Below are 26,703 nucleotides of genomic sequence, written 5' to 3'. Positions count from 1 at the left end.
CAGTAAAATACTATTTTGAAAGGGATACAAACATGAAGAAGCTGTTGCTTTTAATTGTTGCTGCAATAATGCTTATGATATATGTGGAGTTCAAGTACACCAGCATATCTGCTTCTGTGGAAAAAAAGCTTATTTATAAAGAGAATGATAGCAGCGTAGCTGAGGTTATGCCCACTATAAAGGTAATGACTTACAATATTCATCGGGGAGTAAACCGGGACAACGAGTTGAACCTGGATGGGATAGTAGAGGCTGTAAAGAATTCTGGAGCTGAGATAATCGCGCTTCAAGAGGTGGAAAGGTACTCGGTAAGAACCAAATTTCAAGACCAGATCAGATATATTGCAGATAAACTATCAATGCAGTATGTTTTTGGGAAAAGTGTAAACATCCTAAATGGACAATTTGGAAATGCCATATTGAGCAAATATCCTATAGAAGAATACGAAGTAAGGGAATTGCCTTCGGAGGGTGAAAATAGAACACTTTTAAGAGCTCAACTGGATGTGTACGGATATAAGATATCCTTTTATAATACTCATCTGGGACTCAAGCAGAGTGAAAGAGACAAGCAGATTGAAGCAATTTTAAAAATAGCAGGTGATGGCAATAACCTCATATTGGCCGGAGATTTTAACGAGAAAGTGGACAAGCTTGGTGCCATTACCCAAAAGTATGGAGATTGCGCCAGCTTTGAAAATAATGACAGTAAAGCTACTTTTGAAAATGAAGGCATAAGTGAACGCATAGATTATATATTTACTTCAAAGGGTTTTGAGGTAAAATCATATAATGTGCCTATATCAGATGCATCGGACCATTACCCAGTAGTAAGTATAATAGAGTTGAAAAATTGACGCAAGTCAATTTTTTTTTGCAGATGATAAGGATATCTGTCTCGTGCTTCGTGCTCCGTGCCTCGTGGCAAAAAGTTTTGAGAAACACTGATTTGGGGCATTCTATACTATACATATCATTTGAAAGAAAGGATTTGATTTTTATGCCTTTTAATCCCAAAAGAGTATTGTTTGAGCAGGATGCTCTTAAATACCCCCTTGGAGGTCAGCTCTTCGATCAGTTTAGTAATAAGGATATTGAAATAAATATGCTGAAATCCCACAACAGGGTTACGGATATACCTGGCAAGACACCGCAGCAGGCATACTCGGAAGGCAAGAGCACTCTTGTAGTGGGGATAAGACGTACCTTGAATTTTGAAAGCTGCAAGCCATCCGCACATTATCAGCTTCCACTTGCTACAGGTTGTATGGGTATGTGCATGTACTGCTATCTGAATACGCAGCTAGGGAAAAAGCCATATATGAGGGTATACGTAAATATAGATGAAATACTATCGAAAGCGGCTGATTATATTAAGGAACGTGAACCGGACATCACATATTTTGAGGGAGCTGCTACCTCCGATCCGATACCGGTAGAGCCATATACCGGCTCGCTTTTGAAGACTATCGATTTTTTCGGGAAGCAGGAGCTGGGAAGGTTCAGGTTTGTAACCAAATTCACTGATGTTGAAGGCATACTTAATGCTGAACATAATGGACATACCACTATAAGGTTTAGCCTCAATTCTGCAAATGTGATTAGAAAGTACGAGCATAAAACAGCAAGTATGGAGGAGCGGGTGGCAGCAGCGCAGAAAATTGTCGAACATGACTATCCTTTAGGGTTTATAATAGCACCCGTTATGCTTTATGAAGGATGGAAGAAGGACTATGATGAATTGCTCCATGAGCTGGAAGTTAAGCTTGGACAGTATAGGGACAGAAGTATAAGCTTTGAAATAATATCGCACAGGTTTACCTCAAGGGCAAAGAAAAATATAAATGAGATATTTCCTGATAATGATGTACCAATGAATGAGGAAGACAGGCGTTTCAAATACGGGCAGTTCGGTTACGGTAAATATGTATATAAAAAAGAAGAACTCTCAGATATGGAAGGTTTTTTTCGGAGCAGAATAGCAGAAATTTTTCCTAATAGTAAGATAGATTATGTGATATAGTATTTATTCGAATACCATAATTATGATATAATGGTAGTACATGCATGTTAGCCTAAATTATGGTTAAGATGCAAAAAATGATTTGGGGGTATGAAGATGAAACAGGTTTCCAAACGACTAAGCTGGATGCTTACTCTGATCATGATCCTCTCAATGCTGCTGCCCATGGGCAGTATCTGGGCAGAAGACAGCAATGCAGTAACAGTAACAATCTTAGGTACAAGCGATTTGCATGCAAACATAGCTACTTTCGATTACTACACTCAGAAAGAGGCGCAGCAGGGCATAGCAAAGGTTTATTCAGTGGTAAAAGATGTAAGGGGTAAGAATCCGAACACCATTTTAATTGACAATGGTGACACGATTCAGGGGACACCGTTTGCCCAGTATTATCTGGACAATTTCAATTCTAAAACTGAAGCAAAAATTGAACATCCAATGATGAAGATAATGAACATGATGAAGTATGATTCATGGACATTGGGTAATCACGAGTTTAATTACGGCGTGAAGCTTCTTGAAAAGATAATGGGTGATGCAAAGTTCCCAGTAATATCTGCTAACATTTACAATACAGATGGTACAAACTATGTAAAACCATACATAATAAAGGAAATAAACGGAATAAAAATTGGTATTCTTGGTTTTACAACTACCGGTGTTTCAACTTGGGATAAAAACAATGTAAAGGATCTTCAATTCAAGGATATAGTTGAAGAAGGCAAGAAATGGGTCAAAGTGTTGAAAGAGACTGAAAAAGTGGATGCTATAGTCGTATCTGCACATTCAGGAATTGAAAAAAAAGGCGACGTATTGAATGAAGATCAGGTTAAAGCATTGGCTGCTGCATGCCCGGAGATTACTGCGATACTATCCGGTCATGCGCACAGTGATATTGGCGGACAGACAGAAAATGGAGTCCTAATAGTTCAGCCTAAAAAGTGGGGACAGAAGGTATCTGAAATTGACCTGACATTTGAAAAGGCTGATGGAAAATGGGCTGTCACAAAGAAGGATTCAAAGAACATCGACGTTAAAGATTACGAACCTGCAAAGGAAGTTCTTGATATAGTAAAAACAGACATTGATGTTGTTGATACAATGGTAAATACAATAATCGGTAAATCAACGGAGGAGTTCAGTGGTATTGATCAGCAGATCAAAGATACAGCACTGGTTGACCTGATACAGAATGTGCAAATGTATTATGGAAAAGCGGATGTATCCATCGCAGCATCATTCAACGACAGCAGCAGAATACCTAAGGGTGACGTTAAGGTAAGCGATATTAACGCCCTTTATGTATATGAGAATTGGTTGAATGTAACTGAAATGACCGGAAAGCAGTTAAAGGATTATATTGAATTCTCAGCTAATTACTTTAACCAGATAAAGCCGGGAGATGAATTGATAACCTTTGATCCTAATGTCCCGGGATATAACTACGATATGATTCAGGGTGTCAATTATCAGCTGGATATAACTCAACCCGCAGGAAAAAGGGTTGTTAACCTAACGTTCAAAGGTCAACCTGTATCAGATACTCTGACATTCAAAGTAGCATTGAACAATTACAGATTTGGCGGCGGCGGCGGCCATATGGCAGCTATCGGTTTAACTCAGCCGAAGAATCTTTATGATTCACAGGTTACCTTAGGTGATGACGGACAGATAAGAACACTTATTATCAATTATATAAAGGAAAACAAAACTATAAGCCCAGTAGTTGATAACAACTATAATCTGATTACAGTACCTACAGACAGGTACACAGCAATAGCAGGTGATACTCTTGAATCAGTAGCGAAAAAATATGGAAAGACTGCAGAGGAACTGCTATCAGTTAACAATATGACAGCAAAAGACGCAAATACAGCTCTTTTAGCAGGTAGAGTCATATTTATTCCTAAAGAAAAGACTGTAAAGAAAATAAGTATATTGACCTCTAACGATTTCCACGGCCTACTGGCTGGAGGCGGAAGTGATCCTGGAATAGCAAAGTTGGTTGGTAACTTGAAAGCTCAGGAAAAGTTGAACAAGGAGGGCACATTGATACTTTCCGCTGGTGATATGTTCCAGGGCAGTGCAGATTCCAACCTCATGTATGGTAAGCCTGTAGTTGCAGCTATGAACACTGCAGGATTCGATGCAATGGTATTGGGAAACCATGAATTTGACTGGGGCCTTGATAAGCTCAAAGCAAGAATAGCAAGCTCAAATTTCTCATACCTTGGTGCGAATCTGATTGACAAAGCTACAGGAAAAACTGCTGATTTTGTAAAGCCATATACTATCGTTAACAAGAACGGGATAAATGTTGGTATAATCGGTATTGTAACACCTGATACAGCTACTAAAACAAAACCTGAAATGGTAGCACCATATGAATTCAGAGATTCTGCAGTAGTAGTCAATGCTTTAGTACCAGAAGTTAAAGCAGCAGGTGCTGAAGTAGTAGTTGTATTATCGCATCTTGGAGCATTCCAGGATAGCAAGACAGGCGAGATAACAGGTGAAGCTGCTGACCTTGCAAAGGCAGTGACAGGTGTTGACGCAATTATTTCTGGACATACACATACTACTGTATCCGGTACTGTAAATAACATTCCGATAGTTCAAGCATATAAAAACGGCAGATCCGTGGGTCATTTAGACATATACTTTGACATAAAGGACAAGAAGGTTGTTGAAGTGATTCCTTCAGTTGATGGCAGCATAACTAAAGCTTCAGCAGATGTGAATACAACTGTATGGTTTAATTATATTCAGTCAGTGATAGGTCCAATCAAGAATGAAGTACTTGGCAAAGCTGCAGCTGACTTCACACACAGCCCAAAGGATACTCAGACAACACTCCTCGGGAACTGGGCATGTGATGTTATGAAAAAAGCAGTTAAGGCTGATATAGCCATCCAGAATGGCGGCGGCTTAAGAAGAGACTTACCGGCAGGTGTTGTTACGATGGGATTGTTGTATGAGATTATGCCTTTTGATAATACACTGTTCACTATGGATTTAACAGGCAAACAGGTCAAGGCTTCAATTGAACACGGCATCATGTCGCCTGACTTTCACCCAGGTCAGTTCTCCGGCTTAATGGTAAAATATGATTCCAAAAAGCCAGCGGGAGAAAGAATAATCGAAATTACTCTTGCTGACGGAACACCTTTACAAGATGAAAAACTCTACAAGGTTGTTACAAACGACTTCCAGGCTGACGGCGGTGACAAGTACATAATGTTCAAAGATGGCCAGAATCGTTATAATACTAACATTCCCGTGAGAGATGTACTTGTAAATGAGATTAAAGCTCAGGGAACAATAACTCCAGTAGATGACAATAGACTCACAGATGTAAACAAGACCAGCATGATAATGTTCAGAATGGCTGCATAACCAAGGTACAATATAAGGGAAGGCACTAGCCTTCCCTTATATTATTTTGAAGCGTCCGCTGGATAAACATTGCTGATTTAAAATTAACATAAATTTTTTATTTAAAAAATAGGAGGAATATCGTTGTTTTATGTAGAATATAGTTTAATCCAGTAGACAAGGAGGATGCAGCTTTGAATGTAGAATACATAAATCCATTTATAAATGTATCAATTAATCTAGTACAAATGGTATGCAATGTTAAAGCCGAACGTGGGCAGATATTTGTCAAAAGCTCGACTTTCATGGCTGAAAATGTTGTAATAATAATCGGTATTGCGGGAGAATTTAAAGGCCAGGTGTTCTTCAGCATGGATGAAAGCACTGCATGTAAAATTGCCTCAGCAATGATGTTTGGGATGGAAGTAAATGCGCTGGAGGATATGGCTAAAAGTGCAATAGCAGAGCTCGGGAATATGATTATGGGCAATGTTTCCACTGAATTCTCTAATAGTGGAATCAAAATAGATATTACTCCCCCAACCGTTCTGGTAGGCAGTGATATAGCTGTTTCAACAAAAGGCGTTAAGACTATTTGTGTACCGCTTATATTGGAGAATATCGGAAAGATTGAAATAGACGTTGCGGTTACAGAATAATCAAAGCAATAAAAAATAATAATATGAATGGGAGAGCAATTTTGCTATATAATTAATGGATAACTATATTAGCAGATTGCTTTTTTATTGCAGTTCTTCAAATGTTACTGTATTATATATTTGTGAAAAAGTGAAAAATACTTTTACTTACAGGAGTTGTTAGCTTGAGCCTTAATATTGTATTGGTTGAGCCGGAGATACCTCAGAACACGGGAAATATTGCAAGGACCTGTGCAGCAACAGGCTGTACACTTCACCTTGTAAAACCCCTTGGGTTTTCGGTAGATGATAAGCATTTGAAAAGGGCAGGACTGGATTATTGGAGCCTGGTGGATATACATTACCATGATTCTTTTGAAGAGCTGAAGAGCAAATATCCCGATGGGCTGTTCTTTTTCTCTACTACAAAAGGAAAGAAGAAGCATACGGATGCCGCATATCAAAAAGACTGCTTTATAGTATTCGGCAAAGAGACTGCTGGTTTGCCAAAGCAGCTGCTTGAAGAGAATAAGGAGTTTTGCATAAGGGTCCCGATGATAAATGATGCCCGTTCATTGAATCTTGCAAACTCGGTTGCAATAGTAGTATATGAAGCACTGAGGCAGATCGGATTTCCTGACTTGCTGTAAAATTCGCCTATGGGAGGAGAATATATGGGGATAAAAATATTTACGGACTCAATCTGTGATGTTCCCGATGAGTATGTAGAGAGGTATGGCATAAGGGTGATGCCTCTGACTGTTAATTTCGGAGATGAATCCTTCAAAGACGGTATTGACCTGACATTGATGGAATTCTTGGCTATGCTTGAAAAATCAGAAGTGCTCCCGACAACGTCCCAGGTACCTCCGGCTGAATTTTTTAAAGCATATAGAGAGGAAATAGCTTTAGGGAACAAGGTTATCTCTATACATGGCTCATCACAGCTGAGCGGTACATATAATTCTGCTGTAATGGCCAAGGAACAAATTGGAGAGCCTGATATACATATTATAGATTCAATGGGAGTCAGCCTTGGCGCAGGAATGCTTGTGATAAAAGCTGCCAGGCTGCTGGAAGAAGGTCTGGAAGCAATAGAAATTGTTAAAGAGATTGAAGCTAGCAAAGAAAAGATGAAGTACTTTTTCATATTGGATACCCTTAAGTACCTTCAAAAAGGTGGAAGACTGTCGATGTCTGCTTCGATGCTGGGTTCCATACTAAATATTAAGCCAATACTCACCGTAGTACACGGCAAATTAGAGCTGTCTGAAAAGTCCAGAGGTATGAAAAAGGCTATATCCTCTCTGCTGAAGACCATAAAGGAGAACGGCTGGTCATTGGACGGCAAGATAGTAGGAATAAATCATATAGCTGATCCGGAGCACATGAGGTTGCTAGAGGAGGAGCTTAAGAGAGAATACAGCATAAAAGAGATTATAAGGGGAGAGGTGGGTTCGGTAGTAGCTACCCATGGAGGCCCCGGCGCAGTAGCAGTACATTTTGAAATTTAAGGAGTACGGGTTGATAAAAATTTGACAATGAGCAGAATTTGTTGTATATTATAAATGCAATATAAACCAAATTATTGAATGAATAGATAATTCATATAGTATGTATTATAGCTATAGAAAAAGTGAATACTGCGGTAGATGTTTTTCGGGAGAGACCAATATGGCGCCGAAGGAAGAAGTCATATCAAAATGCTGTATGACGAAGCTCTCAGGCAAAAGGACCGAAGAATGGACGCACCTCTGGAAAGCGAAAGCACCGAAGGATCAACTCGTTATGTGAGATTATAAGCTCATATTCGAAGAATATCTCAGGTTTAGGACAGAGTTAGGGGCATATAGTCTCTAACTCTGTTTTTATTTTTACTGGAATGAGATTAAAGGTAATATAAAGAATTGCGGGGGGATAAATCTGAACTACAGTGTTAATGTATTAACAAACAACAGTCTGATAAAGGAAAAGTACGGCAAAGATTTGGATATTACCTTTGTAGCTGGGCAATATATTGATGTGCTAAAATCAGCGAGAGATATGGTGCACAAAGGTTCAAGGCTGATAACCCACCCATTGATGGGAAGCATCAAGCCAAATGAGACCCCATTCAGAAGCATCATTATGTCAGAGGGTACAACTCTGGATATCGAGTCTCTTAATATTATAGAGAGCAGTATAGCTGCGACTGAGAAGTTTCAGCGTGACAATAAAGTGCCATGCTGGAATGAAAATGTGTTAGGTGATTTTCGGTTTGTGGATCTGAAGCTTTTTGAAAGTGCTTTGGAGAGTATTGTAAAATAGGAGGGTGTTGTATGAGCAAGTTATATGATGTAGCGATAATAGGTGGAGGACCTGCAGGTCTTGCAGCCGGTTTATATGCTTCAAGGTCCAGAATGAATGCCATTATAATTGAAAAAGCAAAATGGGGTGGACAGGCGGGCACTACAGAAGAATTGGAAAACTATCCGGGTTCCATTGAAATGCCTACAGGCCCAAAGCTTATAGAAAGAATGAAAAGCCAGGCCGAGGCTTTTGGCACAGAGCTTGTAAAGGATGAAGTGACAGGCTTTGATTTGTCGGACAAAGTTAAAGCAGTTAAACTTGGAAGCGGCAAGGATATAAATGCAAAAACAATAATAATAGCGACTGGAGCACAGCCGATGTTATTAGGGGCTCCTGGGGAATTAGAACTTAGAGGCAAGGGCGTATCCTATTGTGCAACCTGCGATGCTGACTTCTTCACAGAGTTGGAAGTAGTAGTTGTTGGCGGTGGAGATGCGGCAGTAGAGGAAGCAATATACCTTACTAAGTTTGCAGAGAAAGTCACTATAATACATAGAAGAGAAGAATTCAGGGCTGCTAAGTCTATTGTAGAGAAAGCAATGAGCAATGATAAGGTAAACATAATATGGAACACAGTGGTGGAAGAGATATACGGAGATGGAATAGTTGAAGGTATAAGGCTTAAAAATGTGAAGACAGGTGAAGTAACTGATTTTAGGACAGATGGAGTTTTCATGTTCGTAGGTACTAAGCCAATATCTGAGTTTGCCAAAGGCGTAGTTGAGATGGATCAAAAGGGATATATAAAGGCAGATGAAGAAATGAGGACATCGGTTGAAGGGATATTCGCTGCCGGAGACGTAAGGATAAAATCATTAAGACAAGTTATAACAGCAGCTTCAGATGGTGCAATAGCTGCAGTCAATGCAGAAAAGTATATTGAAAAGAATTTTGGACATTAATTGCATTTGGTGCGAGGTGCGAGGTGCGAGGTACGAGGACTTGGGCAGTACTTTGAAGCCTTGAGTCCCCCCGAACCCCGAACCACGAACCCCGAACCAGGATTTTAGCGCAGCGAAATATTAGAGGGAGGTGAAAAAATGTTAGAGCTAAATAAAGAAAATTTTGATGCTGAGGTACTTCAAGCCAAAGGTCCAGTTCTTGTTGATTTCTGGGGAGAGAAGTGTGAGCCATGTAAGGCATTGATGCCTGAGGTACATGCATTGGCAGAAAAATATAACGGCAAGATGATGATGTGCAAGCTGAACACTACCGAAAACAGAAGACTTGCGATAGGACAGAAAGTGTTAGGACTGCCAACCTTCATAGTCTACAAAAATGGCGAAAAGGTAAAGGAAATCAGCGGGGCAGAAAACTGCACACCTGAGGCCATTGAAAATCTTATAAAAGAAAACATATAAGGAAAAGCTAAATTGCAACCGCGTACTCGTAAAAAAATTATTTATATTATTAGGGAGGTGAACGTTTTGCGTTTAGAGTTGGGCAATATATTCATTAAAGATGTGCAATTCGGTAATGCCACCAAGGTTGAAAAAGGAACTTTATATGTCAATAAAACTGAACTCCTTGCAGCGGTTGGTGGTGATCCAAGACTTACAAAAATCGAAATAGATATCGCAAAGCCGGGTGAAGAAACCAGAATAATGCCTGTAAAAGACGTAATCGAGCCCAGAGTTAAAGTTGAAGGCCCAGGAGGTATACTCCCAGGCATGATCAGCAAAGTAGATGTAGTTGGTTCAGGCAGAACCCACGTACTTAAAGGTGCTGCAGTTGTTACTGCAGGTAAAATCGTCGGATTTCAGGAAGGCATAATAGACATGAGCGGTCCTGGAGCTGATTACACCCCATTCTCAAAGACGTTGAACATCGTAATTGTCTGCACACCAGTTGAAAAACTGCTGCAGCATGAACATGAGCAGGCAGTCAGAATGGTAGGCTTCAAAGCAGCAGCTTACCTGGGAGAAGCAGGAAGAAGTGTAACACCTGACGAAGTAAAGGTATATGAGACTCCAACTTTAATGGAAGGCATAAAGCAGTATCCAAATCTTCCAAGAGTTGCTTATATATACATGCTTCAGACACAAGGACTGCTTCACGATACTTATGTATACGGTGTTGATGCAAAGAAAATTGTACCTACAATGATATATCCTACAGAAGTTATGGATGGGGCTATAGCAAGCGGGAACTGTGTTTCAGCTTGTGACAAGAACCCGACATACAATCATATGAATAATCCGGTAATTGAAGACCTTTATGAAAGGCATGGCAAGGACTATAACTTTGTAGGCGTAATAATTACAAATGAAAATGTTACTCTCGCGGACAAGGAAAGGTCCTCCAACTGGACAGCAAAGCTGGCAGAATTCATGAACCTTGATGCAGTTATAATATCTGAGGAAGGTTTTGGAAATCCGGACACAGACCTTATGATGAACTGCAAAAAAATCACTGCGAAGGGTATCAAGACTGTACTGATAACAGACGAGTATGCAGGCAGGGATGGTGCTTCACAGTCCCTTGCAGATGCAGATAAATCAGCTGATGCAGTAGTGACAGGCGGTAACGCAAATGAGGTTGTTTCATTGCCGCCAATGAAGAAGGTATTAGGATATCTTGAACCTGCAGATACAATAGCAGGTGGATTTGCGGGAAGCCTTAAGCCTGATGGAAGTATAATAGCCGAACTTCAGGTAATTACCGGCGCAACAAGTGAAATAGGCTTCAATAAATTATCAGCTATAGAATATTAGAATAAACCCCAGGGCAGTCCTATGGGGTATGGTTGCGAGTTACGAGTTGCAAGCCTGAATGTAATGCTTCGAAGTGCATACTTAATCACGTAACGCGAAACGCGAAACCCGTAACAATTAAATTTTGAAAGGATGAACGAGATGTTACAGGATAAAAAAGTTATCATCATCGGTGACAGAGATGGTATCCCCGGTCCTGCGATAGAAGAGTGCATAAAGTCAATCGGCGCTGAAGTAGTATTTGCATCTACAGAGTGCTTTGTCTGAACAGCTGCAGGAGCAATGGATCTCGAAAACCAGAAAAGAGTTTTGGATTTATCAGAAAAATACGGCAAGGAAAACATGGCTGTAGTTCTTGGTACTTCCGAAGCTGAATCTGCAGGGCTTACTGCTGAGACAGTTACAGCAGGAGACCCAACCTTCGCAGGTCCTTTGGCAGGAGTCTCGTTGGGACTCAGGGTATATCACATATTTGAATTAAAAGATCAGGTTGATGCAACTGTATATGATGAGCAGTGCGGTATGATGGAAATGGTTCTTGATGTTGATGCTATTAATAGTGAAGTTAAATCAATAAGAGACCAGTACTGCCAGTTTAAAGATTGATAAAACATTTCGCACTTATATAAGCTATAGTATATAGGATTAAGTGCGGAATATATGAGAGGAGGGAAACTTCTAAATGATTAGAGTTGTACATTATATAAATCAATTCTATGGTGGTATTGGCGGTGAAGAAAAAGCTGATGTCAAACCAGAAGTTAGAGAAGGCATTGTTGGTCCCGGGATGGCTCTCAAGGCAGCACTGGGAACTGATGCTGAGATAGTAGCCACAGTAATCTGCGGGGACTCATATTTCAATGAAAATATCGAAGAAGCTTCTGCAGAAGTATTGGGAATGGTTAAGAAGTACAATCCGGATTTATTCATTGCCGGTCCGGCTTTCAATGCAGGAAGATACGGAGTAGCATGTGGATCAATCTGTAAAGCAGTTAAAGAAAAATTGAATATTCCGGCAGTAACAGGTATGTATGTAGAAAATCCCGGAGTAGACATGTTCAAGAAAGACCTTCATATAGTTGGAACAGCAAATGCTGCAACTGGCATGAGGCAGGCTATCCCTGCAATTGCAAAGCTGGCTCTGAAACTGGCTAAAAATGAGAGCATCGGGGCTCCGGCTGAGGAAGGATATCTGCCAAGGGGAATTAGAAAGAACGTATTCAAATCAGAAAGAGGCTCCAAGAGGGCTGTAAACATGCTTGTAGCCAAGCTTAAGGGAGAAGCGTTTGAAACTGAGTACCCAATGCCTAACTTTGATAGAGTAGCTCCAAATCCTCCAGTGCTGGATATAAAGAAAGCTAAGGTAGCGCTTGTTACTTCAGGTGGTATAGTGCCAAAGGGCAATCCTGACAGAATAGAGTCCTCAAGTGCTTCTAAATATGGAAAGTATGATATTAAAGGGGTTAATGATTTGACCGCAGAGACTTATGAGACAGCTCACGGCGGATATGACCCAACGTATGCTAACCAGGATTCAGACAGAGTGCTTCCTGTGGACGTATTGAGAGATATGGAAAAGGAAGGTATCATTGGAGAGCTCCATAGATATTTCTATACAACAACAGGTAACGGAACCTCAGTTGCAAATTCAAAGAAGTTTGCTGCAACATTTGCCCAGGAACTTATAAAGGACGGAGTGCAGGCTGTTGTACTCACTTCGACCTGAGGTACCTGTACGCGTTGCGGTGCAACGATGGTAAAAGAAATTGAAAGAGCAGGAATTCCGGTAGTGCACATTTGTACCGTTGTTCCGATTTCCTTGACAGTTGGTGCGAATAGGATAGTTCCAGCGATTGCAATACCACATCCGCTTGGAAATCCAGTGCTGAGCAAGGAAGATGAAAAGACACTGAGAAGAGGCATAGTGTTAAAAGCACTTAAAGCCCTTGAAACGGAAGTACATGGACAGACAGTTTTTGATAAATAAAACGACGAGGGTGGTGCAAACCACCCTTGTTTTAACGGAGGTGTAAATATAAATGACTGCACCAGTAGTAAAAGGGGCGGCATATGTGCTTGTTCATACACCGGATATGATAATGCATTATGGCACTACCTGTGCTTCAGAGCACGAGACTAATCCCAGCTCGGAATTTTTGGCGAAGCTTCCCGAATTTATAAGAAGCTATGAGGAAGTAGTAAAATATGCTCCCAACCAGGTATACATAGGAAACATACTTCCCAATGCCCTTGAGAATATCGAGAGGCCGTGGCATAAGAACCTTATCCAGGATGCCAAAGCAGAAAGCAAAATGGGAGAGATAGTAGATCAGGATGAGTTCTATGTAACTTTAAAGCTCAGTGATGCATTTGATCTTGTTATGCTGGAAAAGAGTTTCCTTGCTGAAACAAAGACAAAGCTGGCAAAAAAGCCTCTCTACACTGAAGCTGAGCTTGCAAAGCTTAAGGAAGGAGTAGAGCAGTCTGAAATAGAAAGCAAAGTTAAGGACGGAGCAGAACCTCTTTACAAGGGTAATAAGCTGGTTGGATGTGTAAAGGCTGCCCATGATAAGGATAAGAACCTTACAGCTCATATAATGACTGAGAATCTTGTAGTAAAGGCTTCTGGGGTAATAGCGCTCAAGAATCTTATATACAGGAGCAATATACCTGCCGATTCCATAGAGTACGTGATAGAGTGCTCTGAAGAAGCTTGCGGAGATATGAATCAGCGAGGCGGCGGCAACTTTGCCAAAGCTATAAGTGAAGTAGCTGGTGCTACAGGTGCTACCGGTTCAGATACAAGAGGCTTCTGTGCAGCACCGACTCATGCATTGATAAATGCTTCTGCATTAGTAAAGTCAGGGGTGTACAAGAGTGTGGCAATAGTTGCCGGTGGAGCAACAGCAAAGCTTGGAATGAACGCCAGAGATCATGTGAACAAGGGGTTGCCTGTACTGGAGGATTGTCTTGGAGGCTTTGCAATACTCGTTACAGAAAATGACTTCGTCTCTCCGATACTAAGAACTGATATAGTTGGAAGACATACGGTAGGTACCGGCTCATCACCTCAGGCTGTTATGGAAGCTTTAATTACCAAGCCTTTAGATAAGGTCGGAATGAAAATAACAGATGTAGACAAGTATTCTGTGGAAATGCAGAACCCTGAAATAACTGAACCGGCCGGAGCCGGGGATGTTCCTCTTGCAAACTTCAAGATGATAGCTGCACTTGGAGCAAAGAGGGGCGATATTGATAAGACAGCTATGGCGGCATTTATCAAAGAACACGGCATGATAGGCTTTGCACCTACGCAGGGACATATACCTTCCGGAGTGCCTTTTGTTGGAGCGGGAAGGGAAATGATGATGTCAGGCGCCATTGAAAGAGCAATGATAGTAGGAAAAGGAAGCTTGTTTCTTGGCAGAATGACTAACCAGTTCGACGGTGTATCCATAATCATGGAAAGAAACGCAGGCAAGGAAGAAGCAGCAGGTGCTGTTTCCAAAGAAGAGGTCAAGGGAATGGTAGCAGAAGCAATGAAAGATTTCGCATCCTTCTTACTGGATAGAAAGTAGGGGTGGTATTAATGTCGGAAAAACAAGTTAAGTCAATGATAGGTGAAGTGTTCAACGAGATTGCTGATGCTATAATGACCGGTGAATTCGGAAAAAGGGTAAAAGTAGGCTTGACTACTTTGGGAAGCGAGCACGGGACTGAGGAGCTTGTAAAGGGGGCAGAAATGGCTGCCAATAAATACAGCGACTTTGAAATAGTGCTGATAGGCCCTAAGGTAGATACAACCCTTAGAATAGTTGAAGTAAATGATGAAGAAGAAATGTACAAGAAAATGGATGAGCTCTTGGAAAAAGGTGAATTGGATGCGGCTGTCACTATGCATTACAGCTTTCCCATAGGTGTATCTACAGTGGGCAGGGTAATAACTCCAGGCTTCGGCAAGGAGCTGATACTTGCAACTACTACAGGGACTTCGTCAACCCATAGGGTTGAAGGAATGGTCAAGAACGCACTTTATGGCATAATTACTGCGAAAGCTCTGGGAATGAAGAAGCCCACAGTCGGAATACTTAATGTTGACGGTGCCAGACAGGTAGAAAGGGCTCTTAGGGAACTTAAGAGCAACGGTTATGATATCAACTTCTCAGAGTCTGTTAGGGCAGATGGCGGGGTGGTTATGAGAGGCAACGACCTGTTGGCGGCTGCTTCTGACATCATGGTAATGGATACCTTGACCGGCAACATTATGATGAAGATGTTCTCCTCATTTACAACAGGGGGCAGCTATGAGTCCCTGGGATATGGCTATGGACCTGGTGTCGGCGACAACTACGGCAAAATCATATGCATACTGTCAAGGGCTTCAGGAGCGCCAGTGGTATGCGAGGCACTTAGATATGCCGCAAGCTGTGCAAGAGGCGGACTTACCAAGGTAGCAAAAGAAGAGTTTGAAAAGGCAAGAAAAGCAGGACTTGATACTATCCTAAGCGCACTTACCGCTGAGAGCAAGAAAGCTGCACCAAAGGCTGAAGTGAAGCAGCTTGACAAGAAGCCGGTAACAAAGTCTGCAGCAGGAATAGATATACTTGAGCTTGAAAACGCAGTGGCATCTCTTGCTGAAGAGGGAATCTACTCTGAAAGCGGAATGGGCTGCACAGGACCTATAGTCCTTGTGGCTGATGAAGATTACGTCAAAGCTATTGACATACTTTTTGCTAAGAAATATATCAGCGAAAGACCATTGGATTGCAACTGCTAGAAATTACTAGACCTTATTACAGTTTGAAATGTAATAAGGTCTTTTATTTTCTAAAATAAGTAAAATAATATAGAAAATATAGCAGGAAATATTAAAATTATGTAGAAATATTTATTGTTGCATACTATAATAGATTTGTAATGCAATTGTAACTCAATTGTAATGTACAAAACAAAATATTAAGGGGGAAGATTGATGTTTAAGAAAGGTTTAATACTTGTTTTAGCACTTGTAATGGTTCTTACAGTGTTCACAGGCTGTGCTAAGCCAGCACCAGCACCAGCTGCTGCACCGGCTCCAGAAGTTACAGTGGCTCCAACAGAGGCTCCAAAGCCAGCATTGTCATTTGGTATGATCACTGACGTTGGTGGTCTTGGAGATAAGTCCTTCAACGACTCAGCATGGGAAGGACTGCAGAAGGCTGGAAAAGAACTCGGTGTAGAACCGGTTATACTTCAGTCAACAAAGCAGGAAGATTATGAAGCTAATATAGGAAACATGGCTCAGTCAGTTGACCTTTCAGTAGCTGTTGGTTTCTTGATGGAACAGGCTATGAAAACAGGATCTGAGCAGTATGCAGATAAGAAATTCGGTATAATAGATGCAGTGGTTCCTACACCAAACGTCATGTCCGTTACATTCAAAGAGCATGAAGGTTCATTCCTGGTAGGTGTTATTGCAGGTCTTACAACAAAGTCCAACGTTGTTGGTTTTGTTGGCGGTATGGACTTTGGACTCATACAGAAATTTGAAGTTGGTTTCAGAGCTGGTGTTGCATCTGTAAATCCAAAGGCAAAAGTTCTTATAAACTACACTGGTGCATTCGACAATCCTGACAAGGGTAAGGAAATTGCACTTGCGCAGTTCAAGCAGAAGGCTGACGTTATATACCACGCTTCCGGAGCTTGTGGTATAGGTGTTATACAGGCAGCTGACGAAAAAGGCTTCTGGGCAATAGGTGTTGACCAGGATCAGTCCGCTATATCAAAGAACAACAAAGTTCTTTGCAGCATGATAAAGAGAGTTGACGTAGGTACATATACAATAACCAAGGCTTATGCTGACAACAAGTTCGAAGGCGGAAAAGCTATCGAGTTGGGAGTAAAGGAAGAAGGCGTAGGTTACAGCGATAATGGCAATAACTTATCTGTGGAACTCAAAGCAGCAGCTGATAAATACAAAGCAGCAATAATTGGCGGAACTATAGTAGTACCATCAACAAGAGATGAGTACAAAGCATTCAAGCCAGTAGAAGTAAAATAAGCAAAACCACAGTAAAAAATGATGGATTAAAGCTAGATGCGTTGCTGCATCTAGCTTTTGCTTCATTAAGAGTTTAATTATTTTAATTGATGAAATCATTCATAATATGTATAATTAAAATATGTCATTATTTGTTTTTTAGAATTCACTGTGAGAGGTGGGATATAAATTGCCGGCAGTTATAGAGATGAAAGGAATAGGTAAGTCCTTTCCCGGGATACGGGCAAATGACAATATAAGCTTAACTGTAGAACAGGGAGAAATACATGTATTACTAGGTGAAAACGGTGCAGGTAAGTCAACCCTTATGAATATATTATACGGCCTTTACCAACCGGATGAAGGGCAGATATTCATAAAAGGTGAGCCTGTTAAAATCACCAATCCTAATGTTGCAATAGCACATGGTATCGGTATGGTGCATCAGCACTTCATGCTGGTTCCACCCTTTACTGTTGCTGAGAATATAATACTCGGCATGGAGCCAAGCAAGGGTATGACTCTTGACCTTGAAAAGGCAATAAAAGATGTAGAAGAGATTTCTAAAAAATATGAATTAAAGGTGGACGCACGAGCCTTGGTTCAGGATATTTCCGTAGGAATGCAGCAGAGGGTTGAGATTTTGAAGACCTTGTACAGAGGTGCAGAGATACTTATACTTGATGAACCGACAGCGGTGCTGATACCACAGGAAATTGAGGAACTGGGTATTATTTTGGAGAGTCTTGTAAATCAAGGTAAGTCAATAATACTCATTACCCACAAGCTCAAAGAAGTTATGTCGATGAGCGACAGGGTTACAATTATCAGAAGGGGTAAAGTTATTGACACCCTGAATACAAAAGATACAAATATAGATGATCTTGCAGAAAAGATGGTAGGCAGGAAGGTAAATCTTACAGTTGATAAGAAGGAGACGACTTTCGCTGCTCCCGTATTGGAAATTAAAGGTTTAAAGGTATTGGACAACAGAAAGCTTGAAGCTGTTAGAGGAGTTGACCTACAGGTACATGGAGGTGAAATACTCGGTATTGCAGGGGTGGATGGAAATGGACAGAATGACCTTGTTCAAGCCATAACTGGACTTTCAAAATCGCAAGCAGGGGAAATCCTCATTAATGGCAAAGAAATAACCAATCTTTCGCCAAGAGAGGTAATTGCAAGCGGGGTCGGACATATACCGGAGGACAGACATAAGCGCGGTCTTGTACTTAGCTATACCCTGGCTGAAAATGCAATACTGGGCAATCATTATTCGAAGCAGTTTAGAAAGGGTCTGGGACTGAACTATCAAAAGATAAGAGAATATTGCAGAAAGCTTATAAAAGAATATGATGTCAGAACACCGAGTGAAAAGGTCCTTGCCAAGTCTCTTTCAGGTGGGAACCAGCAAAAACTCATTGTCGCAAGGGAGATTGACAGAGACCCGAGCCTTTGCATAGCTTCGCAGCCTACAAGAGGACTGGATGTCGGAGCTATCGAGTTTGTTCATAAGAAGCTGGTTGAACTCCGTGACGAGGGTAAGGCAGTGCTGCTTGTATCCCTTGAATTGGACGAGATAATGTCACTTTCGGATAGAATAGCGGTAATGTATGATGGCAAAATTGTAGGCATTCTTGATGCAAAGGATGCTACTGAGAAGAAGCTTGGTATAATGATGGCTGGCGGAAACGTCCAGGATGCTGAATAAGGAGGATGCGAAATGGAATTGAAAATGAGTGAGTTTAAAGAAGACCTTATAAAAACCCTAAAAGGAATAGCATATCCCCTTATTGCAATATTAATTTCATTTATTGTTGGAGGCATCTTGGTATATTCCTTCGGGAAGAACCCAGTAGTAGCATATACTGCATTAATAAAAGGAAGCCTTGGGGATTGGAATAAATTTGGAGAGACTCTGGTTACTGTTACACCGCTTATTTTAACAGGCTTGTCTATTGCGTTTGGATTCAGATGTGGACTCTTTAACATCGGTGCAGAGGGACAGTTTATAATGGGCTCAATAGCTGCAGTATGGGCGGGTTGGGCTTTTGCAGGTTTGCCGGCAATATTGCATGTTACACTGACATTGCTTGTAGGCGCGGTAGCAGGAGGGCTATGGGCTTCGGTTATCGGCTGGTTGAAAGCAAAGGTAGGCTCCCATGAAGTTATTAATGGAATAATGATGAATTATATTGCGATGTATATGAGCAATTTCCTTGTTATGACTTTTCTTAATGAACCGCAAAAAGCATATTCTTTTGCTATAGCAGATACTGCAAAGCTATGGAGATTCTCTGAAGCTTTTACACAGTTCAACCACTCCAGATTGAACATAGGTATTATTTTTTCTTTGATAGTTGCTGTATTAGCTTATTATATTTTGAACAAGACCGTAAGTGGATATGAGATCAGGGCAGTAGGTTTTAATCCTTATGCAGCTGAATACGGTGGAATAAGTGTAAAGAAAAATATTATTCTTGCTATGGTCGTATCCGGTATTTTTGCAGGCTTTGCTGGAGCAATAATGACTACAGGAGTACAATACAGGGTAAACAATCTGTTTAGCTTCACAGGCTATGGTCTGGACGGAATTGCTGTAGCACTGGTTGGTAATAATCACCCAATCGGAGTTATACTATCGGCGCTTCTTTTCGGTATATTGCAAAAAGGTGGACCGCTCATGCAGATACAAGGAATCCCTAAAGAAGTTGTTGGTATAATACAAGGAATAATAATATTATTCGTAGCAGCTAATTTTGTAAAAGTGATTACAGAAAATGTGAAACAGAATAAGGAATTGAAGAGAACTACAGTGAAAGAGGAGGTTGAATAGAATGGAAGGCGTAGGTATTTTGACGATACTGGGAATAATAATAACAGCCAGCATAAGATCTGCCACACCATTGATATTCGCTTCACTTGGGGGCAACTTTTCTGAAAGATCAGGTGTGTTTAATATAGGCCTTGAAGGTATAATGACAGTTGGTGCTTTCAGTGCAGTTTTCTTCTCGTTTAAGACAGGCTCGCCTTGGGCAGGCTTGGTAGGGGCCATGGTTGTTGGTGGACTGTTCGGATTACTCCTGGCATTCTTAAGCATATACTTCAAAGCAAACCAGGTTATTGTGGGTACTGCCATAAATATTTTGGCAGCCAGTCTTACAACCTTCCTTCTGGTTGAAATATGGGGAAGACCAGGCCAGACTGATAATGTAGAGTACTTTCAAGCCTGGGGACCGTTCAGTTTTTTTACTTACTTGGCATTTGTAATGGTCATAGTATGTTATTACGTAATGTATAAAACTCCTTTCGGATTAAGGATACGTGCTGTTGGAGAACATCCGAGAGCTGCTGATACACTTGGAGTAAATGTTTATGCAATAAGATATATATGCGTTACTTTAAGCGGAATACTGGCTGGTATTGGAGGAGCTTCACTTTCGATAGGATCCTTGAGTCTTTTCAAAGAAGGCATGATTGCAGGTAAAGGCTTTATCGCATTAGCAGCTTTGATTTTTGGCAAATGGAATCCGATTGGTGCTGCACTTGCATGTCTTTTCTTTGGCTTCGCAGATGCTCTGCAGACAATTGCAACAAACCTTCCCGTTCCAAAGGAGTTTCTGTTTGCACTGCCTTATATATTGACAATGCTCGCGGTTTCAGGATTCGTGGGCAAATCTGTTGGTCCTGCAGCGGGTGGAATACCTTATGAAAAAGGCGAAAAATAATTATTATATACAAAAAAATGCGCTTCGGCGCATTTTTTTTATCCAGCTATTAACACCTCAAATAAATATGATACAGGCTGCAAATGTGCTATAATATATGTAGATTTATCAACAATTAAAAAGATTATTTATTATTTTTCACATAAATTTTCATCGATCTGGGGGTGATGGAATGAGAATGGGATATGAGTTGGTCTTAGAACAGCAGCAAAAGCTTATAATGACGCCGGAGCTCAAGCTGGCTCTTAAAATACTTCAGCTGCCGGCAGTTGAACTTGAAGAGCTGATACAGAATGAGCTGGAAGCTAATCCTGTTCTTGACCTGGTAGATGATAATCGGGATGAAAAAACGGAACTTCAGCAAAAACAAGAAAAAAAAGAAAAGGAAAAAGAGATTGATTGGAAGGAATATCTGCAGTATCAAGGTAAGAGCTATTCCCTCGAGGGTTTTGACAGTGATGAAGGCTCTGAATTCTCTTATGAGAATTTCATTACCTATTCATATACATTAAAGGAACACCTTATTTCTCAGCTGAGAGTATCACCTATAAGCGAGAAAATTAGGGATATCGGTGAATATATTATCGAAAGCCTTGATGAAAACGGATATCTCATCACTACTCAGGAAGACATGGCTGACATTCTTGCTGTTGATATTGAAGCAGTGAGAGATGCCCTTAACATAATTCAGAGCTTTGAGCCTTTTGGCGTAGGTGCAATTGACCTGAAGGAATGTCTGCTGATACAGCTCAAATATAAGGATATTCATAATGAAAAAATAGAAGCAATTGTGAAGAATCACTTGGATGATATTGCATGTAACAGGCTGAACAATATTTCAAAAAAACTTTCAATAAGTATAGAAGAAACACAAAACTACAGCGACATTATAAAGAACCTTGAGCCAAAACCCGGACGGGCATTTGAGGGAAGCTCCTCAACAAAGTATGTAACACCTGATGTGTATATTGAAAAAATAGGTAAAGAGTATGTTGTCATAATTAATGACCATTATGGCTCCAGACTTATGATCAACCAATACTATAAGAATATATTGAGGTCTGAGGATAAGTCCTCCAACGCCTCCGCTTTCATCAACAATAAGCTGTCTTCGGCAATGTGGCTTATTAAGAGTCTTGAGCACAGGAAGAACACACTTTATAGTGTAGTGAAAGCTATATTGGAATATCAGATGGATTTCTTTGAAAAAGGGCCCATGTATCTTAGAACCATGACCTTGAAGAGGATTGCAGATATGGTGAATGTGCATGAATCAACGGTAAGCAGGGCAATAAGCGGCAAATATGTGCAGACACCGCGAGGAATATTTGAGATAAAATATTTCTTCAAGAGCGGGGTGGATAACCAGGATGGTGAAGCAATTTCCTCCGAAAGCATTAAGAAAATGATTAAAAATTATGTAACCGGTGAGGATGCCAGCAAGCCTATAAGCGATCAGCACATAGCAGATTCCCTTGTGAAAGAAGGATATACGATATCAAGAAGGACAGTTGCCAAGTACAGGGATGAGCTAGGAATTCTGTCGTCATCAAAGAGAAAAAGATATTAAGCGGTGTAAGCCGCTTTTTTATTTTTCGCAATTTTGCACAATACTCTCTTAATAAGTTTTAAAAAAATAACAAATAATACATTTATATATTGAAATTGGGATTTGCATATAATATAATTATCTAGACGGGACGTTATTAATGTATGTGGGATAAAATTTGGCCATAGAGGTAAAAAGATGAGCGAACTTATTAATTTGCAGAAAAGACTCGTGCCAGAAGTTGTGGACATTACGGAGAAGAGGTACAGTATTCTGAGGGCAATAGAGTTCAACCAGCCTGTCGGAAGACGAGCACTGGCCGGAATACTCGGACAGAGCGAAAGATGGGTAAGAAGTGAGCTTGATATATTAAAGAACCAGAATCTTATAGACATACAGCCCCTCGGTATGATGGTGACAGTTGAGGGTAAGGATATAATATACAAGCTTAGGGATTACATCTCGGAGCTTAAAGGGCTTAAAGACCTCGAGAACACAGTAAAAGCAATGCTGGACATAAAGGAATTCATTGTAGTCCCTGGCGATGCTGAGAGTGATATTCAGGTACTTGTTGAAATGGCCAAAGTAGCTTTTGAATATCTAAGAGGCATAATTGAAGAAAATGATGTAATTTCAGTAAGCGGGGGTTATTCCGCTCTATCTGTTGCAGAGAACGCTTACAAGATTGCAGTGCAAAATGTAACTGTAATTCCCGCCAGAGGTGGAATAAAAGCAGACTTGGAGCGCCAGGCAAACATTGTTGCAGCCAAATTGGCCAAGAACATAGGCGGCAACTATTATCTGCTGCACTTACCTGATAATATTAGTGAGGATATGTTAAATAGAATGTCCGATGACCCTGATATAGCCAAGGTTCTCAACTATATAAAAGAGACTGATATTCTTATATATGGCTTCAGCTCTTTTGAAGCCATATGCAGGAAAAGAAATTTCACTGAAGAGGAAGTAGAAAACCTAAAAACTCTAAAGGTTAGAGCCGAAGCAGTAGGCTGCTACTTTGACAGTACCGGAAGGATTGTATATAGGTCAGGCAGCGTAGGTATAAAACCGGAGTATTTAGACAATATAAAGACTGTGATGGCAGTAGGCGGAGGCATTGGTAAAGCTGAGCCCATAATATTGGTAAACAAGGGCAGAAAAAACAGAGTCGTTGTTACAGATGAAGCTGCTGCTCGTGAAATATATAAGATTTTAAGAGGAGGAAATTAATAATGGCATTAAGAGTAGGAATCAATGGTTTTGGTAGAATTGGGAGGCCGGTATTTAAAATCGCACAGGAGAAGTTTGGAAAGGATGCGGAGATAGTACTTATAAATGATTTAACTGATCCAAAAACATTAGCGCATCTTTTAAAATATGACAGCACATACGGAAGATATGATGGAGACGTACAGTCTAAAGAACATTCAATAGTTGTCAATGGAAAAGAGATTGAAATCTGTGCTGAAACAAAGCCGGAGAATATAAAGTGGGGCGAGTACGGAGTAGATGTTGTTCTCGAATCCACAGGCAGATTCACAAGCAAGGAAACTGCAATGGCTCATGTAGCAGGTGGCGCAAAGAAGGTAATAATTTCTGCTCCTGCAAAAAATGAAGACATAACAATAGTTATGGGTGTAAATGAAGATAAATACGATCCAGAAAAGCATGTGATAATATCCAATGCTTCTTGCACAACAAATTGTCTTGCTCCTGTAGCAAAGGTGCTTCACGAAAACTTTGGAATAGTTAAAGGCTTGATGAATACAATTCATTCATATACAAATGACCAGAGAATACTTGACCAGCCGCACTCAGACCTCAGAAGGTCCAGAGCTGCAGCATTGTCAATAATTCCAACAACTACTGGGGCTGCAAAAGCAGTTTCACTAGTGCTTCCTGAACTTAAAGGAAAGCTCACAGGCCTTTCATTGAGAGTTCCTACCCCCACAGTATCAGTGGTTGATTTGGTTGCTGACTTGGAAAAGAACGTTACTGTAGATGAAATAAACGCAGCAATGAAGAGAGCAGCAGAAAACGAACTCAAGGGAATACTTGAGTATTGTGAAGAGCCGCTTGTTTCAATAGACTTCAAAGGAAATCCTCACTCTTCAATATTAGACGCATTATCAACAATGGTAATACAAGACAACATGGTAAAAATCATTGCATGGTATGACAATGAGTGGGGATATTCAAACAGAATAGTTGACCTGATAAAATATATGGCTAATAAATAAGTCTACACTATAGTCCGGTTTTGCAGGTAACCTCAAAGCCGGGCTAAATATATTTAAAGATAATTTGATGGATTAGGAGGGATTCTCGTGCTGAACAAAAAATCCATACAGGATATAGATGTTAATGGAAAAAAAGTGCTTGTAAGGGTTGACTTTAATGTGCCAATAGATGAAAATGGAAGCATTACAGACGACAGGAGAATAAGAGAGGCGCTTCCTACAATCAAGTACTTAAGGGAGCACAATGCTAAAGTAATATTGATGTCCCATCTTGGAAGACCTAAGGGAAAGTTCAATATGAAGTATTCTCTGAAGCCGGTGGCTGAAAGATTAGCCCAAAAGCTCGGAGCTGATGTCAAGCTTGCTGGTGATGTCATTGGAGATGAAGTGCTGGCAATGGTTAACAGTCTTAAGGAAAGCGAGGTCATGCTGCTTGAGAATGTAAGGTTCTATGAAGAGGAAGAAAAGAACGACAAGGAATTTTCAAAGAAGCTTGCGGCACTCGGTGATATATATGTCAATGATGCTTTCGGTACAGCACACAGAGCACATGCCACAACAGCAGGAATTGCAGAATATCTGCCTTCAGCTATAGGATTCCTGATAAAGAAGGAACTGGACATCATGGGTAAAGCCCTTACTTCACCGGTCAGGCCATTTGTGGCTATATTGGGAGGAGCTAAGGTCTCTGATAAGATAGGAGTCATAGAGAACCTTATGGATAAGGTTGATGCACTTCTAATCGGGGGGGGTATGGCGTTTACCTTCTATAAAGCGATGGGCTATGAAATAGGAAAGTCAATACTCGAGGCCGACAAGGTGGAGCTGGCAGGGGAGATACTCAGAAAAGCTGAGGAGAAGCGTGTTAAACTGCTGCTTCCCATTGATATAGTAGTTGCTTCTGAATTTAATAATGATGCACACAGGCGTACAGTAACAGCAAATATGATACCTGAGGATCAGCTAGGCCTGGATATTGGAGAACATACAAGAGAGGTTTTTGCCGATATAGTTAAGCATGCAAAGACGGTTGTATGGAATGGACCAATGGGTGTGTTTGAAATGTCGAACTTTGCCAAGGGTACCTTTGCACTAGCTGAGGCAATGTCTGAATGCAAGGGCACCACGATTGTCGGAGGCGGCGATTCTGCTGCAGCAATCGAACAACTGGGCTTTGCAGATAAAATAACCCATATATCTACTGGCGGCGGGGCTTCCCTTGAATTTCTCGAGGGCAAGATACTCCCGGGCATCGATGTGATAAACGAAAAATAAGTGAGGTATAAATTATGCGTAGACCATTAATAGCTGGCAACTGGAAAATGAACAAAACTGTCAGCGAAGCAATTAAGCTTGTAGAGGATCTAAAGCCACTTGTAAAGGGTTCGGATGCTGAAGTAGTTGTATGTCCGACCTTTGTATGTCTCAATGAAGCAGTTAAAGCTGCAAGTGGGAGCAACATAGGTGTCGGAGCACAGAATATGCACTATAAGGACAGCGGTGCGTATACAGGCGAGATTTCTCCAGTTTTTTTAAAGGATATAAAGATTGAATATGTAATACTGGGTCATTCTGAGCGCAGACAGTATTTCAAGGAGGATGATTCCGAAATAAACAAGAAGGTCATTGCTGCATTAGACCACGGACTAAAACCAATTCTCTGTGTAGGAGAGACTCTCGAACAAAGAGAAACAGGAGCAGCCTTCGATGTAATTGCCACTCAGTTGAATGGCTGTCTTGAAGGCTTGGAGAACAGAAATCTCGATGACCTTGTAATAGCTTACGAGCCAGTTTGGGCAATAGGAACAGGCAAAACTGCCACCAGCCAGGATGCCAATGAAGTGATAGGCTTCATAAGAAAACAACTCATAGAAAAGCTCGGGAATGAAGCAGCTGATAAGACTCGAATACTTTATGGAGGCAGCGTAAAGGCTTCAAACACAAGGGAGCTTATGGATATGCCCGAAATCGACGGAGCCCTGGTAGGCGGAGCAAGCTTGGATGCAGCCGAGTTTTCTAAGATTGTTAATTATAACCTATAATAAATATATTAACTTTAAGGAGGATA

At 40.8% G+C, this 26,703-nt stretch carries 23 protein-coding genes and 1 riboswitch; all 23 genes read left to right on the top strand.

Features of this window, described 5'->3' with window-relative positions:
• Positions 1-32 precede the first annotated feature (32 nt).
• The 23 genes from VEB00_12975 (at position 33) to tpiA (ending at position 26,677) form a co-directional block, all read left to right on the top strand.
• Positions 33-857 carry an endonuclease/exonuclease/phosphatase family protein gene (locus VEB00_12975; protein ID HYF83929.1) on the top strand — a complete coding sequence of 275 codons (825 nt, stop codon included), beginning with the start codon at positions 33-35 and terminating at the stop codon, positions 855-857.
• 143 nt (positions 858-1,000) lie between these two features.
• On the top strand, positions 1,001-2,023 hold the full coding sequence (splB, locus tag VEB00_12970; GenBank protein HYF83928.1) for a spore photoproduct lyase: 1,023 nt from the start codon (positions 1,001-1,003) through the stop codon (positions 2,021-2,023).
• Between the two features lie 96 nt (positions 2,024-2,119).
• Positions 2,120-5,419 carry a 5'-nucleotidase C-terminal domain-containing protein gene (locus tag VEB00_12965; GenBank protein HYF83927.1) on the top strand — a complete coding sequence of 1,100 codons (3,300 nt, stop codon included), beginning with the start codon at positions 2,120-2,122 and terminating at the stop codon, positions 5,417-5,419.
• Positions 5,420-5,592: 173 nt separating this feature from the next.
• The gene (locus tag VEB00_12960; GenBank protein ID HYF83926.1) at positions 5,593-6,057 is read left to right on the top strand and encodes a chemotaxis protein CheX; all 465 of its coding nucleotides are present in this window, start codon (positions 5,593-5,595) and stop codon (positions 6,055-6,057) included.
• Between the two features lie 164 nt (positions 6,058-6,221).
• Positions 6,222-6,686: a tRNA (uridine(34)/cytosine(34)/5-carboxymethylaminomethyluridine(34)-2'-O)-methyltransferase TrmL gene (gene trmL / locus VEB00_12955; GenBank protein HYF83925.1), complete on the top strand. Its 465-nt coding sequence runs from the start codon at positions 6,222-6,224 to the stop codon at positions 6,684-6,686.
• A gap of 24 nt (positions 6,687-6,710) precedes the next feature.
• Positions 6,711-7,550, top strand: a complete 840-nt coding sequence (locus VEB00_12950; GenBank protein ID HYF83924.1) for a DegV family protein — start codon at positions 6,711-6,713, stop codon at positions 7,548-7,550.
• A 136-nt stretch (positions 7,551-7,686) separates the two neighbouring features.
• Positions 7,687-7,784: riboswitch (glycine riboswitch) on the top strand.
• A gap of 139 nt (positions 7,785-7,923) precedes the next feature.
• Positions 7,924-8,343, top strand: a complete 420-nt coding sequence (locus tag VEB00_12945) for a GrdX family protein (protein HYF83923.1) — start codon at positions 7,924-7,926, stop codon at positions 8,341-8,343.
• 11 nt (positions 8,344-8,354) lie between these two features.
• Entirely contained in the window at positions 8,355-9,287 is a 933-nt protein-coding gene (gene trxB / locus VEB00_12940) for a thioredoxin-disulfide reductase (GenBank protein ID HYF83922.1), read from the top strand.
• A gap of 138 nt (positions 9,288-9,425) precedes the next feature.
• Positions 9,426-9,746: a thioredoxin domain-containing protein gene (locus VEB00_12935; GenBank protein ID HYF83921.1), complete on the top strand. Its 321-nt coding sequence runs from the start codon at positions 9,426-9,428 to the stop codon at positions 9,744-9,746.
• 66 nt (positions 9,747-9,812) lie between these two features.
• Positions 9,813-11,099: a glycine/sarcosine/betaine reductase component B subunit gene (locus VEB00_12930; GenBank protein HYF83920.1), complete on the top strand. Its 1,287-nt coding sequence runs from the start codon at positions 9,813-9,815 to the stop codon at positions 11,097-11,099.
• A 141-nt stretch (positions 11,100-11,240) separates the two neighbouring features.
• Positions 11,241-11,705: a glycine/sarcosine/betaine reductase complex selenoprotein A gene (gene grdA, locus VEB00_12925; protein ID HYF83919.1), complete on the top strand. Its 465-nt coding sequence runs from the start codon at positions 11,241-11,243 to the stop codon at positions 11,703-11,705.
• Positions 11,706-11,781: 76 nt separating this feature from the next.
• The gene (gene grdB, locus VEB00_12920; protein ID HYF83918.1) at positions 11,782-13,086 is read left to right on the top strand and encodes a glycine reductase complex selenoprotein B; all 1,305 of its coding nucleotides are present in this window, start codon (positions 11,782-11,784) and stop codon (positions 13,084-13,086) included.
• Between the two features lie 52 nt (positions 13,087-13,138).
• Positions 13,139-14,677, top strand: coding sequence for a glycine/sarcosine/betaine reductase complex component C subunit beta (grdC, locus tag VEB00_12915; GenBank protein ID HYF83917.1), 1,539 nt, complete (start codon positions 13,139-13,141; stop codon positions 14,675-14,677).
• 11 nt (positions 14,678-14,688) lie between these two features.
• Positions 14,689-15,876: a glycine/sarcosine/betaine reductase complex component C subunit alpha gene (grdD, locus tag VEB00_12910; GenBank protein HYF83916.1), complete on the top strand. Its 1,188-nt coding sequence runs from the start codon at positions 14,689-14,691 to the stop codon at positions 15,874-15,876.
• Between the two features lie 195 nt (positions 15,877-16,071).
• The gene (locus VEB00_12905) at positions 16,072-17,139 is read left to right on the top strand and encodes a BMP family ABC transporter substrate-binding protein (GenBank protein HYF83915.1); all 1,068 of its coding nucleotides are present in this window, start codon (positions 16,072-16,074) and stop codon (positions 17,137-17,139) included.
• A 169-nt stretch (positions 17,140-17,308) separates the two neighbouring features.
• The gene (locus VEB00_12900; protein ID HYF83914.1) at positions 17,309-18,829 is read left to right on the top strand and encodes an ABC transporter ATP-binding protein; all 1,521 of its coding nucleotides are present in this window, start codon (positions 17,309-17,311) and stop codon (positions 18,827-18,829) included.
• Between the two features lie 12 nt (positions 18,830-18,841).
• The gene (locus VEB00_12895; protein HYF83913.1) at positions 18,842-19,954 is read left to right on the top strand and encodes an ABC transporter permease; all 1,113 of its coding nucleotides are present in this window, start codon (positions 18,842-18,844) and stop codon (positions 19,952-19,954) included.
• Position 19,955: 1 nt separating this feature from the next.
• Entirely contained in the window at positions 19,956-20,846 is an 891-nt protein-coding gene (locus VEB00_12890) for an ABC transporter permease (GenBank protein HYF83912.1), read from the top strand.
• A 172-nt stretch (positions 20,847-21,018) separates the two neighbouring features.
• Positions 21,019-22,416, top strand: a complete 1,398-nt coding sequence (gene rpoN / locus VEB00_12885; GenBank protein ID HYF83911.1) for an RNA polymerase factor sigma-54 — start codon at positions 21,019-21,021, stop codon at positions 22,414-22,416.
• Between the two features lie 177 nt (positions 22,417-22,593).
• Positions 22,594-23,625, top strand: coding sequence for a sugar-binding domain-containing protein (locus tag VEB00_12880; GenBank protein ID HYF83910.1), 1,032 nt, complete (start codon positions 22,594-22,596; stop codon positions 23,623-23,625).
• 2 nt (positions 23,626-23,627) lie between these two features.
• A complete protein-coding gene (gene gap, locus VEB00_12875; protein HYF83909.1) occupies positions 23,628-24,635 on the top strand; it encodes a type I glyceraldehyde-3-phosphate dehydrogenase in 1,008 nt (335 codons plus the stop codon).
• Between the two features lie 81 nt (positions 24,636-24,716).
• A complete protein-coding gene (locus tag VEB00_12870) occupies positions 24,717-25,910 on the top strand; it encodes a phosphoglycerate kinase (GenBank protein HYF83908.1) in 1,194 nt (397 codons plus the stop codon).
• Between the two features lie 14 nt (positions 25,911-25,924).
• A complete protein-coding gene (gene tpiA / locus VEB00_12865) occupies positions 25,925-26,677 on the top strand; it encodes a triose-phosphate isomerase (GenBank protein HYF83907.1) in 753 nt (250 codons plus the stop codon).
• Positions 26,678-26,703 lie beyond the last annotated feature (26 nt).

The organism is Clostridia bacterium, from assembly GCA_035628995.1.
Lineage (GTDB): Bacteria > Bacillota > Clostridia > Lutisporales > Lutisporaceae > BRH-c25.
This window is presented reverse-complemented; position numbering and strand designations above follow the sequence as displayed.